Origin of the sequence: Streptococcus parasanguinis, from assembly GCF_047463195.1 — a bacterium.
GTDB lineage: Bacteria > Bacillota > Bacilli > Lactobacillales > Streptococcaceae > Streptococcus > Streptococcus parasanguinis_R.
This window is the reverse complement of sequence record NZ_JASHEI010000001.1, coordinates 154,711-168,305: the sequence shown is the minus strand read 5'-3', so window position 1 is coordinate 168,305 and position 13,595 is coordinate 154,711. Positions and strand designations below refer to the sequence as shown.

Below are 13,595 nucleotides of genomic sequence, written 5' to 3'. Positions count from 1 at the left end.
TTAGAAGGAGACAGAAATGAAGAAAAAATTACTAGCATGTTTGCTTTTCTTATTTCCAATCGTTGCATTCGCTGGTCATGCTCATGCTGAAACGATCAAGGTCGTTTTCGACACAGCATATGCACCGTTTGAATTTAAGGATTCAGATCAAACCTATAAAGGAATTGACGTAGAGATCTTGGACAAGGTCGCTGAAATCAATGGCTGGGATTTGGACAAATCCTTCCCTGGATTTGATGCAGCGGTCAACGCAGTTCAAGCTGGTCAAGCGGATGCCATCATGGCCGGAATGACCAAAACAACCGAGCGTGAAAAAGTCTTCACCATGTCTGATACTTACTATGATACAAAAGTTGTCATTGCGACTACGAAAGCTGACAAAATCACGAAGTACAGCCAATTAAAAGGGAAGACAGTCGGTGTTAAAAACGGAACTGCAGCCCAACGCTTCCTCGATAAAAACAAGGACAAGTACGGCTACAAGATCAAGACTTTTGATACGGGTGATCTCATGTACAACAGTTTATCAACTGGTGCAGTGGATGCAGTCATGGATGATCAACCCGTCATTCAATATGCCATCCAAAAGGGTCAGGACCTAGCGATAAATATGGACGGGGAAGCAGTCGGTGACTTTGCCTTTGGTGTTAAAAAAGGTGGAAATCATGAAAAGTTGATCACTGAATTTAACAAGGCCCTCGCTCAAATGAAAGCTGATGGAACACTTGATGAGATCATCAAGAAATGGACCGGTGAAAGCCAATCAACTGCTAACAGTGCTGTTCCAACAACAACTACTCCTGCTGGACAAAAAGCAACGCCTAAAAAGTCAAAATATGTAATTTCAAGTGACTCATCTTTTGCACCATTCGTTTTCCAGAATGGGAAAAATAAGTATACAGGGATCGATATGGACTTGATCAAGGCCATTGCCAAAGACCAAGGATTTACCATTGAAATTGATAACCCTGGATTTGACGCTGCGGTAAGTGATGTCCAATCTGGTCATGCGCAAGGAATGATCGCAGGGATGACCGTGACCGATGCTCGGAAAGAAACATTTGATTTTTCTGAACCATACTACACAGCCAATTCTATTCTAGCCGTTCAAGAAAGTAGCAAGATTGATTCTTATGATGACCTAAAAGGAAAGACAGTCGGTGTTAAAAACGGTACTTCCTCACAAAACTTCCTTGAAGAAAACCAAAAGAAATATGGTTACAAGATCAAAACGTTCTCTGACGGAGCTTCTATGTATGACAGTTTGAATTCTGGTTCTGTTGCAGCGATCATGGATGACGAACCTGTTATCAAATACGCCATTAAACAAGGACGTAAATTCAAAACACCTATCAAAGGAACTCCAAGTGGTCAACTAGCATTTGCCGTTAAAAAAGGTGAAAATCCTGAATTGATCGAAATGTTCAATAACGGTCTTGCAAACTTGAAGAAAAGTGGTCAATACCAAAAGATTCTCGATAAATACCTTAAAGCAGATAGCAAGTCAAGTACTTCAAGTACAACAGCAGATGAAACAACGATCTGGGGCTTGCTCCAAAATAACTACAAACAATTGTTAAGTGGTTTGGGTGTTACTCTTGCCCTTGCGCTTCTCTCTTTCGCGATTGCTATGGTGATCGGTGTTATCTTTGGGATGTTTAGTGTTAGCCCATATAAATGGCTCCGCTGGACTGCTGAGATCTTTGTCGATGTTATTCGTGGGATCCCACTCATGATCCTCGCCGCCTTCATCTTCTGGGGAATTCCAAACTTGATTGAATCGGTCACAGGTCATCAATCCCCAATCAACGACTTTGTTGCAGGTACCATCGCCCTCTCCCTCAATGCTGCTGCCTATATTGCAGAAATTGTTCGTGGGGGGATCCAAGCTGTACCGATTGGACAGATGGAAGCCAGCCGAAGCCTTGGAATCTCTTATGGCAAGACCATGCGTAAGATCATCTTGCCACAAGCAACCAAACTCATGCTTCCAAACTTTGTTAACCAATTCGTCATTGCCCTGAAAGATACGACTATCGTTTCTGCGATCGGATTGGTAGAACTCTTCCAAACTGGTAAGATCATCATCGCTCGAAACTACCAAAGTTTCAAGATGTATGCGATCCTTGCCGTCTTCTACCTCGTGATTATCACCTTGCTAACACGATTTGCAAAAAAATTAGAAAAGAAGGTTAACTAATGGCTAAATTAAAAATTGATGTCCATGACCTCCACAAATACTATGGTGAAAATGAGGTCTTAAAAGGAATCTCAGCAAAATTCTACGAAGGGGATGTGGTCTGCATTATCGGACCGTCTGGTTCTGGTAAATCGACCTTCCTTCGTAGTCTCAATCTCCTCGAAGAAGTTACAAAAGGTCAAATTACAGTTAATGGATATGATCTAACCGATCCAAAAACCAATGTTGATTTGGTCCGTGAAAATATTGGGATGGTTTTCCAACACTTCAACCTCTTCCCGCACATGAGCGTCCTTGAAAACATTATGTTTGCGCCAGTAGAGCACAAACTGATGACTCGCGAAGAAGCTCAAAAAGTCGGAATGGAATTGTTGGAAAAAGTTGGACTCGCAGATAAAGCCGATGCCAATCCAAACAGCCTTTCCGGTGGTCAAAAACAACGTGTGGCTATCGCACGTGGACTTGCCATGAATCCAGATATTATGCTCTTTGACGAACCTACTTCTGCCCTTGACCCTGAGATGGTTGGAGATGTATTGAACGTTATGAAAGAGTTGGCAGAGCAAGGCATGACCATGATCATCGTTACCCACGAGATGGGATTCGCCCGCCAAGTAGCCAACCGCGTCATCTTCACCGCAGACGGTGAATTCCTCGAAGATGGCAAACCAGACCAAATCTTCGACAACCCACAACACCCACGTTTGAAAGAATTCTTGGATAAGGTTCTAAACGTTTAAAAAGATAAAAACGAGTGGTTCCTAAAGCATCTAGCAATTTTGCTAGATGTTTTTTTAGACGAAAAAAGAGGCTGGAACAAAAGTCCTAGCCTCTCAATTATTTTTGGATTGTCGAGCAAGACGCAGTGGTTGAGTGGGCTCTACTACGCTGATTTCATCAGCTTTTAAAGCCCTACTCAACTGTGCGGAGGTGGGACGACGAAATCGAATTCTAACGAATTACCGATTTCTGTCCCACTCTCTTTTCATTTTAACTAATCTGTTGCTGAGCTGTCTGCATCTTGTAGTACACACCTTTCGCTTGCATTAGCTCTTCATGAATACCATGCTCAACAATATCGCCATCCACCATGACAAGGATCATATCGGCATTTTGAATGGTCGACAAGCGGTGTGCAATGATAAAGCTAGTCCGTCCCTTCATGAGCTGATTAAAGGCATCTTGAATCAAGACTTCCGTCCGAGTATCGATAGAGGATGTAGCCTCATCCAAGATCAAAATCTTAGGAACTGAAAGGAAAACTCGCGCAATCGTTAAGAGTTGGCGTTGACCTTGGGACAAAGACTCTCCAGCATCTGAAAGATAGGTATCGTAGCCTTGTGGTAACTGCCGAATGAAGAAATCTGCATTGGCCGCTTTGGCTGCTTCTATGACTTCTTCTCTAGTTGCATCTGGACGAGAAAAGGCGATATTTTCATGAATCGTCCCGACCTTGAGCCAGGTTTCTTGTAGAACCATACCAAACTGTTGGCGGTAAGAAGCACGGGTGTAGTCCGTAATTGGCACCCCATCAATCGTGATCTCACCAGAGTTAACAGGGTAGAAACGCATGAGCAGATTAATCAAGGTCGACTTTCCTGCTCCTGTAGGCCCTACAATGGCAACTTTACTGGCGGCTGGAACCTGAATGGTTAGATCTTTAATCAAAGTCCGCCCCAAATCATAGCCAAAAGTGACGTGTTCAAAACCAATCGCACCTTTGACATTCTGACTTTCCAGAACCCGTTGCCCTGTCTCTTCGACCTCAGCTTGATCCAAGACGCTGTACAAGCGCTCTGCGCAGGCAAGGGCACTTTGGAGTTCTGACAAGACAGAGGAAATGTCATTAAATGGCTTGGTGTATTGGTTGACATAATTGAGGAAGGTCACTAATTGACCAACTGTAAAGTGAGAACCTGAAATGATTCGAACCGCACCAAATCCAGCCACTACTGCATAAATCAAGGCATTCACAAAGCGAGTGGCAGGGTTGACAGTTGAGGAATAAAAGACAGCGGATTGGGAATAATTGGCATAGCTTTCATTCGTCCCCTTAAAAGCCTTACGGAATTGATCCTGAGCGTTAAAGGACTGGATCAAGCTTTCCTGGGTCAAGGACTCTTCGATCAACTGGGTTTGAAGACCACGCGCCTTGGTCTGCTTTTGGAAAAGCGTATAAGAACGCTTGGCAATAAAACGAGCAATCAACAGGGATAAAGGGGTCAAGACCAGAACCGCCACCATCATAAAGAAATCCAATTCCGCCATCGTCACGATAGCGACAAGAATGGTTAAGAGGCCAACAAAGAACTGGTTAAAGACCATCAGAAGACCACTATTGAGTTGCTCTACATCGGTCGTGAGGCGACTGACGAAGTCCCCGCTCCCTTGTTTATCTAGATAAGACAAGGGCAATCGGTGTACTTTTTCCATCACCTCTGCTCTTAGGCTTTGGCTAAACCGATAGACCAATTGATTGTAGAGAAGAGGATTGATCCATTGGATCAAGGTATTGGCCACAATGACCAGAACCATTTGGATCAAAACGGGCCATAAGACTTTCATCCCTTGAGGATTGATGACTAAATCAACCGCATGTCCGATCAGGATCGGTAGCCAAACCGTTAAGGCCACTTGAACGATGGTTCCGATACTGGCTAGAATCAGGAGCCCGGGATGGTGAGCAAAATCTCTAAACAGATGTTTTACATAACTAGAACGTTTTTGACTCATGCTTCCTCCCTCCCGTGTTGTGAATAATGAATTTCTTGATAAATCTCATTGGTAGACAAAAGGAAATCGTGATTTCCCAGTCCTACTTGATGTCCCTTGTTCAAGACTAAAATCTGATCAGCAGACTTGAGACTATTGGTTCGTTGAGATACTAAGATCAAACTCGTATCACTCAATTCTTCTTTTATCGATTTTAAGAGACGTGCTTCCGTCAAATAATCCAAGGCAGAAGTTGAATCATCCAGAATCAAGAAAGGGGCCTTCTTCAAAAGGGCACGCGCAATGGTCAACCTCTGACGTTGGCCTCCTGAGAAATTTCGACCAAAGGCTTCCACTGGCTCATCGAGTTGTCCTTCTTTTTCACGGACAAAATCAGCCGCCTGAGCTGTTTCTAGGGCCCACCACAAATCATCATCCGATAGATTTTCTTCCATCCCTAGTAAGAGATTCGAGCGGATAGTCCCTCTAAAGAGCTCTGCCTTCTGTGGGACAAGAGCTACCCACTCCCGCCACTCCTTAAGAGTTTTAGGAGAGTGACCTTGATGAAAGAGGGCTAATTTTCCCTGACTCACGGCATACAAATGACTCAATAACTGAACAAGGGTAGACTTCCCAGATCCTGTACCACCGATAATTCCCAACATCTGTCCATGATCCAGATCAAAGGAAATATTTTCTAGAGCTGGGTTTGAAGCCGTTGGATAAGTGAAAGAAACTTTCTCTGCGCTGATTGCTTCTTGCTCTGTTGCAGTTTCTACTGGCAAAGCTTCTAAGAGGTCTTCTTCCTTCAAATCGAAAATCTCTTGGACACGCTTGGCTGAAATATAGCTGACATTTAAAGACGTGACCAGCATCGCCAGTTTGATCAATTCTGTTAAAATTTGTAATAAATAATTGACCAAAGCGACCAACATCCCTTGGGTTAAAAGACCAGCAGAGATATTCAATTGTCCTTGCCAAATGACACAAATCAAGGTCGTATTGACCACAAGGAAGGTCAAGGGACTCACCAAACTAGACCAGATACCAGCACGAATTTGCCAGATCTTATAGTCTTGATTGACTTCTTTAAATTCGTCCAATTCACTCACTTGCTGTCCAAAGGCTCGAATCACCCGCATCCCTTGAAATTGCTGACGCGTCACCGTAACCATCCGGTCTGTGATTTTCCGAATCTTAGCAAAGAGCGGATTGACAATCCGTGACATGATCACAATAATCAGGGTTAAAATCGCCACCATCCCCAAGAACCAAAGGGTTAGTTTAGGACTGATGGTGAAAGCCATGATGATAGAACCAAAGACAATAATCGGTGCCCTCAAAAAGAGGCGCAAGAATTGGTTGATCCCAACCTGGATTTGATAGGTATCAGAAGTGAGACGAGTTACCAAACTAGAAGTACCGATCCTATCGCGCTTGTCCTTTGGAAGTGATAAGATCTTCTCATACAAATCCTTGGTCATCTCGCGGGTAAAACCGACAGCTGCCTTAGAAGAAAAATACTGGGCCGTAATAGCTACGACAACACCAAAGCTCGCAAATAAAAACAAAACACCAACCGTCATCACCACTGCGCTCGTTTCCTTTTTCGGAATGACCTGATCGACTAAGTGGGCGATGATTAAGGGGACACACAATTCAAAAATAGCTTCTAAAAGTTTAAACACGGGCCCTAGAAACGTTTCCCATAGATAGCCCTTAAAATACTTCAATAATGATTTCATACGACTCGATTCTTTTTTTAATGAATATACATATTTTACCACAAATTCTTAAGATGAAAAAACTCCCCCTACAGAGCAGAGAGAGTTGAATACTGACCAGATGAAGGTCAGAAATCTTATTCCTTCTTTGTTACCTTGCTTAAGGTCTTACCCATTTTCCCCAATCCAATCAGTAGTAGTGGGAAAGAAAATAGTGTTATAAGGCCTAATACAAGAAAGACTGCTACAAAGCCACAGCTATCAATGAACCAACCAGTCAGTGGGAAAATGACAATCATAGATAGACTAAACATCATCGAATTGATACTCAGCATGGTTGCTCGCACACTGGAAGGCAGATAAGCTTGTAAATCATTGTAGTAGATGGGTTGATAAACGGCATAAAGGGCATTGGTCAAGAGATAGACACTCAGATAGGCAAATGGAGTCTTTAAACCTACCAAAAGCAAGGTCAACCCTGTCAGTGCAACCAGAATCGGAAAGACTTGATTACTATTCCATTTTTTCCCGATTTGACTAGCCAAATAAACCGCTAGGAGATTGAATCCACTACCAATTAACATGATGAGCGAAACTTGCCAACTAGCTAAGTCACTAATTTTCTGTTGGTAGTAAAAATAAAACATACACATGATGGTCCCTACCAACTGATAGGTGAGCATCCAGTAAAACAAGACTGGTTTTTCCTGCCATTCTTGTTTCACTACCTCCAATATCCGCTTTAAGGTCAAATGATTTCTTTCATCACTCTTGCTCTCTGGCTCTTTCATGAGAAAGATCAAAAGAATGGAAAGCAAGGAAAGCCCAATAGCAATATAATAGGTCCAAGCCAATGCTCCGTGAATAAAGAAGCCTGCCACAACTGTCCCTAAAGTTCGGGTGACTTCGGCCACACCAGACAAGAAGCTAGAAATCTGAAGATAACGGTCTTTTTGACCTGCTTCCACCGCTGAATCAAATAAGAAAGCGGTACTGGTCCCCGAGTCAAAATTATAAGACCAAGCATTGACCATCATGGCAATGGCATAGATCCAAAAATTCCCCTGACCAAATAAAATCAAGATAGAAGATCCAATACTGGACAAGCGAGCCAAATAGAGATTGGTCTTGTAGCTAAAGCGATCAGCTAACATACCAGATGGGATCTCACACAAGAGACTCGTCCCATGAAAGATACTCTCTAATAAACCAATCTGAAGCAAAGAAAGACCATTTTGAATAAAAAAGAGAATCCAAAAACTGGTAATTCCAAAATAAGATGTAAATTCCAAACCTGCTAGGAGTGAAATATTGCGTTTGTAAGTTCTTTTAAACATTGTTTTTCCTCTTTCAATAGATTATATGAGTGTTTCTAAAAGACTTACTTAGATTTGCCTACATCTTCTCCACCTCCTTCATTTTTCTTGATTCATTTCTTGACGCAGCTGGGCCACTTGATTAGACAAGGACACCAACAATTCGGTTTGCAACTTTTGAATTTCCAGTAAATCCGTCTGGTCTTGTTGCACCATATGGTCAATTTTCGTATGCAGTAAGCGAATTTCCCGTTCAGACTCCATATTGACGTTAAAGTCATTTCGCGCTTGCAGGCGATCATAATCTGCTGCCCTGTTTTGGCTCATCATGATCAAAGGAGCTTGAATCGCCGCAATCGTAGAAAGTGCTAGATTCAGCAAGATGAAAGGATAAGGGTCAAAATTCCAGCCAAAGGGATGCAAGACATTAATCAACATCCAGATAGCCATCATCAGGATAAAACTAATAATAAAGGTCCAAGAACCACCGAAGCGTGCAACAGAATCAGCCACCCGCTGACCAAAAGTATAGCTGGCTGTCAAGCGGTCTTCAACGTTAAAGGGACGCTCGCTTTCAGGCATGACAGCTGTCACCTGCTGTTTAATGGCTTCGTTTTTATCATTGGCACGCTCAATAATCTGACCTAGATAATCCATACAATATTGGCTCAAATTTTTATACGTGATAAAATCATTCATTTGACTTTCCGGGTAGGATGTCTTGAGCATTTGTTGAATGCTATGGTCTAGATCTGCGATCAAAGCCCCCTGACCATCCTCGTATTCTTTCCCATCGATGATGTCTATTTTCAGCATTGAGTTTCCTTTCATAGTTTTTGGAGCAGATAAAAGTGAAAAACGCCTAATGGCGTTTTTACGTCTATTAAGGTTTGATACGATGCAACATACGTGGGAATGGAATGGCTTCACGGATATGTTTTGTACCAGCTGCGAAGGTTACCATACGCTCGATACCGATACCAAATCCACCGTGTGGAACTGTACCATATTTACGAAGGTCAAGGTAGAATTCATACTCTGTAAGATCCATGCCAAGAGATTCCATCTTCGCAACAAGGGCGTCGTAGTCTTCCTCACGCATAGATCCACCGATGATTTCTCCGTACCCTTCTGGTGCGAGCAAGTCTGCACAAAGCACGCGGTCTGGGTTACCAGGAACTGGCTTCATGTAGAAGGCTTTGATATCTGATGGATAGTTGATCACGAAGGTTGGTACACCAAAGTGGTTTGAAATCCATGTTTCATGTGGTGAACCGAAGTCATCTCCATGTTCCAAATGCTCGTAGTCAGCATCTTCATCGTTTTCATGCTCTTGCAAGAGATCAATGGCTTCATCGTAAGTGATCCGTTTGAATGGCTCAGCAATGTAGCGTTTCAAGAGCTCCGTATCACGCTCCAAGGTTTCCAAGGCTTGAGGAGCACGGTCCAAAACACCTTGAAGCAAAGCTTTGACATAAGCTTCTTGCAAGTCAAGTGACTCATCGTGTGTCAAGTAAGAGTACTCAGCGTCCATCATCCAGAACTCAGTCAAGTGACGACGAGTCTTAGATTTTTCAGCACGGAATACTGGACCAAAGTCAAAGACGCGACCAAGGGCCATAGCACCAGCTTCCAGATAAAGCTGACCTGATTGGCTCAAGTAGGCTGGTGTTCCGAAGTAGTCTGTTTCAAACAATTCAGTTGAATCTTCCGCCGCATTTCCTGAAAGAATGGGGCTATCAAACTTCATGAAGCCATTCTTATCAAAGAACTCATAAGTTGCATAGATGATGGCATTACGGATTTGCATAACAGCAACTTGTTTGCGTGAACGCAACCACAAGTGACGGTTGTCCATCAAGAAGTCTGTCCCGTGTTCTTTTGGAGTGATTGGGTAATCTTGTGATTCACCGATCACTTCAATATCTGTGATATCGAGCTCATAACCGAATTTTGAGCGTTCGTCTTCTTTGACAATACCAGTCACAAACACTGATGTTTCTTGGCTCAAACGTTTGATGGTGTCAAATTTTTCAAGCCCCACTTCTTCGCCGAATTTTTCTATAAAGTTTGGTTTAAAAGCCACACCTTGGAAAAAGGCAGTTCCGTCACGCAATTGCAAGAAAGCAATTTTTCCTTTACCTGATTTATTGGCCACCCAAGCACCGATGGTCACTTCTTGACCTACATAGTCTTTTACTTCGATGATAGTAATCCGTTTTGTCATCATTCATCTTCCTTTTCTCGTTAAACTTGTCCGAAGACATTATCTTCTTAATTGTATCATAAAAAGGCTTTCAGTGCTAGGTTCTACCTGTGAAAACCAGATTTTTTTTAAAGAAAAAGATCCTCAGCTCATTACTAAGGATCTTGCGATTTTATTTTTCCATAAAGGCCTTGAGTCGGCGAACAGCTTCTTTCAGGGTATCCAAATCTGTCGCATAAGACAAGCGAACATTTTCAGGGGCACCAAAGCCAGCTCCCGTTACCAAAGCAACCTCTGCTTCTTCTAAAATTGCTGTGGTAAATTCCGTCACATCTGTATACCCCTTCATCTCCATGGCCTTCTTGACATTTGGGAAGAGATAGAAGGCTCCTTGAGGTTTGATGGCTTCAAAACCAGGTACTTCATTCAACAAAGGATAAATAGTATTCAAGCGCTCTTCAAAAGCTTGACGCATGATCTCAATAGAAGATTGATCTCCTGTAAGGGCTTCGATTGCAGCATATTGGGAAACGGTTGTTAAGTTGGATGTTGTTTGGCTAATCACCTTGGCCATAGCTCCGATAATCTCAGGATCTCCTACAGCAAAACCAACCCGCCAACCAGTCATAGCATAGGTTTTAGAAACTCCGTTAATCACGATAGTTTGCTTGCGAATCGCTTCTGATAAGCTAGAAATAGGCGTAAAGGTATTGCCATTATAGACCAATCGCCCATAGATATCATCTGCCAAAATCAAGATGTCATGTTTGACAGCCCAATTTCCGATTGCCTCGAGTTCTTCTTTACTGTAGATCATTCCTGTTGGATTGGATGGCGAGTTCAGCAAGACTACCTTGGTCTTGTCTGTCCGTGCTGCTTCCAATTGCTCTACCGTTGCCTTGAAGTGATTTTCTTCTGTTGTTTGGAAAGTAACAGGTGTGCCTTCTACCATCTTAACCTGGTCTACATAAGAAACCCAGCATGGGGTTGGAATGATGACTTCATCACCTGGATTGATGACAGAAGTAAAGAAGGCATAGAGGATAAACTTAGCACCAGTACCGACCACAACCTCATTCCGGTTCACTGCATAGCCATAAAATTCCTTCATATAGTCGCTAATGGCATCCTTCAATTCTGGAAGTCCAGATGCGACCGTATAAAAGCTAGCGCGGCCATCCTCGATGGATGCGACTGCTGCTTCTTGAATATTTTTTGGAGTCGCAAAGTCAGGTTGACCCAGGGTCAAACTTAAGATATCACGACCTTCTGCTGCCAAAGCTTTGGCACGCGCATTTGCAGCCAAGGTCACACTTTCTTCCATTTCCAATACACGATTTGATAATTTCATATTTCCTCCTCAAATCTTAAAAAACACCGGTGACTTTCCCAGTCTTGAAATCCACCACATAATAAGAGCTCCCAGCCTTGACTTCCCAGATCGGTTTGCCTTTAAAGCGCCCAAAAGTTACCCGATCAATCGCGTCCTGACTCTTCTCTTTGACGACGGAAGCTGCCTCTTTGGAACTAACTCCTTCTTTCAAAGGGTAGGTATAGACTGCATCATCCGCCTGCGCCACCAAAACCGCTAGTTCTTGCCCCTCTTGGTCCTTGCCAATAAAGGAAAGATAGGCTTCTTTGCCATGAAAGAAACTCTCCGTCTCAATAGTAGCAATCGAAGAGTGAGACAGAGCTATTTTTCTTGCTTGCGCCATTTGATCCTGCAAGCGATCAGAAGTTTTTTCAGCAAGAAATAGCCAAGAAAAAAGGACCGTCAACACTAAGATACAGATTCCTATTATATGTTGCCATACTATAAAAAGATTATTTTTCTGTTTCACTCCCTCATTATACACCAAAGCCACCTAGAATTCTATAGATTTTCAAGAAAGAATTGTTACTAATATTTCATACCTGTTACAATGTTTTAGTATAAAATTGTTTGATAAACAAAATAAAATTAACACCTTCGCTATCATTTGTTCATAGTTTAATAAATTTGTCACAATTTTGTAACTAATTTGAAAATAAAATTAAACGACAGAAATACTATTTATTGATAAAATATAGATATGGAAAATTTAAAGAGATTATTCAAAGAAGCAAACGTAGATTTAAAAACCATGATCGTCTTCCACAAGGCAGAACGATTGATCCGTGCGTCTGAGGCTCATATCTTTAAAAAGCACCAGTTGACACCAACTCAATTCTCTGTACTTGAGACCTTGTACAGCAAAGGCGATCTTCGCATTCAAGATCTGATTGATAGCATTCTTGCGACCTCTGGAAATATGACTGTGGTTATTCGCAATATGGTCCGCGATGGTTGGATTACACGCGAAACTGATCCAGAAGACCGCCGTGCTTATCTTGTATCTATTACAGATGCCGGTCGTAAAAAGATCGAAGAAGCTCTTCCAGATCATATCAAAAATATTCAACGCTTGATGCAAGTCTTTAATAGTGGCGAGCAAGCTGAGTTGACAGAACTCTTGAAGAAATTCAAACATATCGCCTAAGCCTTACTGCTCAAGTCGATTCTGACTCCAAAATCCTCTATTTTGGAGTTTTCATCGTGCATTCTCTTTATCTAACAGATCAAAAAAAATATTCCTGACGCTTCTCAGGAATATTTTTATTTATTCTTTCACAAAGATCCATTCTTTCTCTTGCGATAAATCCTCACGATAAGAGAAACCTGCTACTTCTAGTGATTTCAGATCTTCTAGATGGGTGATTTCTTCCTTCATCATGGCTGTCACCATAGCCCCACGTGCTTTCTTTGAAATCGTCGAGTGAATCTTTAGTGTCCCACCACGATTCTCCATGAATTTGATCCGAATCATTCGTTCACGAATGGCTTTTGAAAAGACCTGTTCAAACTCAGAAGACAAAAGGGATAAGATCTGTTCTTCACCTTCTACTGCCTGATCATAGTCCTCTTTCCAGAATTCCTTTAGAGATTTTCCAGCTGGTTTTAGCTTCATCATAAAATCCAAGCGATGGGGAGCAATCCCTTTATAGGCAGGTAGCACACCGTATAAAGCAGTCGTGATCAACAAATGCTCCTGCAGATAAGTCTGCTCTTTTTGGGATAAGTCTTGACGCTCGATACTACGATACATAAGGCCATCAAACAGTTCCAAAGCAGGATAGGTCTTGGCACTCCCAGCTAACAGAGCCTCAATTCTTTCCTTTTCTACTAGAGCTCTTTCCTCTGAGATCCCGTAAAAGGTCGCTAATTCTTCTAGGGAGAATGCCCTCAAAGCTTGGAGGATGGTTTTTGTGTTCTCTGACAAGGGTTGGGGCTCGACGATACGAGCCTGTTCGTTCAGTTCTTTAGCGGATGGAATTAATAGTTTCATAGGTCTATTGTACCATATTTTTAAAATTTTCTTGACAGGAGTTTTTATTAATGTTATTATCTAGTTATGAAA

Annotated in this window: 11 protein-coding genes; 3 read left to right on the top strand and 8 right to left on the bottom strand. The window is 42.3% G+C overall.

Annotated features, from left to right (window positions below):
* Positions 1-16: 16 nt before the first annotated feature.
* Positions 17-2,200 carry an amino acid ABC transporter substrate-binding protein/permease gene (locus QM870_RS00785; protein ID WP_414368085.1) on the top strand — a complete coding sequence of 728 codons (2,184 nt, stop codon included), beginning with the start codon at positions 17-19 and terminating at the stop codon, positions 2,198-2,200.
* The gene (locus QM870_RS00780) at positions 2,200-2,940 is read left to right on the top strand and encodes an amino acid ABC transporter ATP-binding protein (protein WP_023918276.1); all 741 of its coding nucleotides are present in this window, start codon (positions 2,200-2,202) and stop codon (positions 2,938-2,940) included. Before QM870_RS00785 ends, QM870_RS00780 begins: the two co-directional genes overlap by 1 nt.
* A 250-nt stretch (positions 2,941-3,190) precedes the next feature.
* Here the strand turns inward: QM870_RS00780 and QM870_RS00775 are convergent, their stop codons facing one another.
* The 7 genes from QM870_RS00775 to QM870_RS00745 all read right to left on the bottom strand — a co-directional run bounded on the left by QM870_RS00775 (position 3,191) and on the right by QM870_RS00745 (position 11,939).
* Complete coding sequence (locus QM870_RS00775) at positions 3,191-4,933, bottom strand: ABC transporter ATP-binding protein (RefSeq protein ID WP_414368082.1); 1,743 nt, start codon at positions 4,931-4,933, stop codon at positions 3,191-3,193.
* Positions 4,930-6,657 carry an ABC transporter ATP-binding protein gene (locus QM870_RS00770; protein WP_414368079.1) on the bottom strand — a complete coding sequence of 576 codons (1,728 nt, stop codon included), beginning with the start codon at positions 6,655-6,657 and terminating at the stop codon, positions 4,930-4,932. The genes QM870_RS00775 and QM870_RS00770 overlap by 4 nt, the downstream gene beginning before the upstream one ends.
* 116 nt (positions 6,658-6,773) lie before the next feature.
* Complete coding sequence (locus tag QM870_RS00765) at positions 6,774-7,973, bottom strand: MFS transporter (protein ID WP_414368077.1); 1,200 nt, start codon at positions 7,971-7,973, stop codon at positions 6,774-6,776.
* 78 nt (positions 7,974-8,051) lie between these two features.
* A complete protein-coding gene (locus QM870_RS00760; protein ID WP_414368074.1) occupies positions 8,052-8,768 on the bottom strand; it encodes a DUF1003 domain-containing protein in 717 nt (238 codons plus the stop codon).
* A 67-nt stretch (positions 8,769-8,835) separates the two neighbouring features.
* The gene (gene asnS / locus QM870_RS00755) at positions 8,836-10,182 is read right to left on the bottom strand and encodes an asparagine--tRNA ligase (RefSeq protein ID WP_021153339.1); all 1,347 of its coding nucleotides are present in this window, start codon (positions 10,180-10,182) and stop codon (positions 8,836-8,838) included.
* 148 nt (positions 10,183-10,330) lie between these two features.
* Positions 10,331-11,509, bottom strand: a complete 1,179-nt coding sequence (locus QM870_RS00750) for a pyridoxal phosphate-dependent aminotransferase (RefSeq protein WP_414368071.1) — start codon at positions 11,507-11,509, stop codon at positions 10,331-10,333.
* 16 nt (positions 11,510-11,525) lie between these two features.
* A complete protein-coding gene (locus tag QM870_RS00745) occupies positions 11,526-11,939 on the bottom strand; it encodes a cell wall elongation regulator TseB-like domain-containing protein (protein WP_214255040.1) in 414 nt (137 codons plus the stop codon).
* Between the two features lie 291 nt (positions 11,940-12,230).
* On the opposite strand from QM870_RS00745, the gene QM870_RS00740 reads away from it, so the two are divergent.
* Positions 12,231-12,677: a MarR family winged helix-turn-helix transcriptional regulator gene (locus tag QM870_RS00740; protein WP_003001765.1), complete on the top strand. Its 447-nt coding sequence runs from the start codon at positions 12,231-12,233 to the stop codon at positions 12,675-12,677.
* A 120-nt stretch (positions 12,678-12,797) separates the two neighbouring features.
* On the opposite strand, the gene yaaA is transcribed toward QM870_RS00740, so the two are convergent.
* The gene (gene yaaA / locus QM870_RS00735; protein ID WP_070846509.1) at positions 12,798-13,523 is read right to left on the bottom strand and encodes a peroxide stress protein YaaA; all 726 of its coding nucleotides are present in this window, start codon (positions 13,521-13,523) and stop codon (positions 12,798-12,800) included.
* Positions 13,524-13,595: the final 72 nt, after the last annotated feature.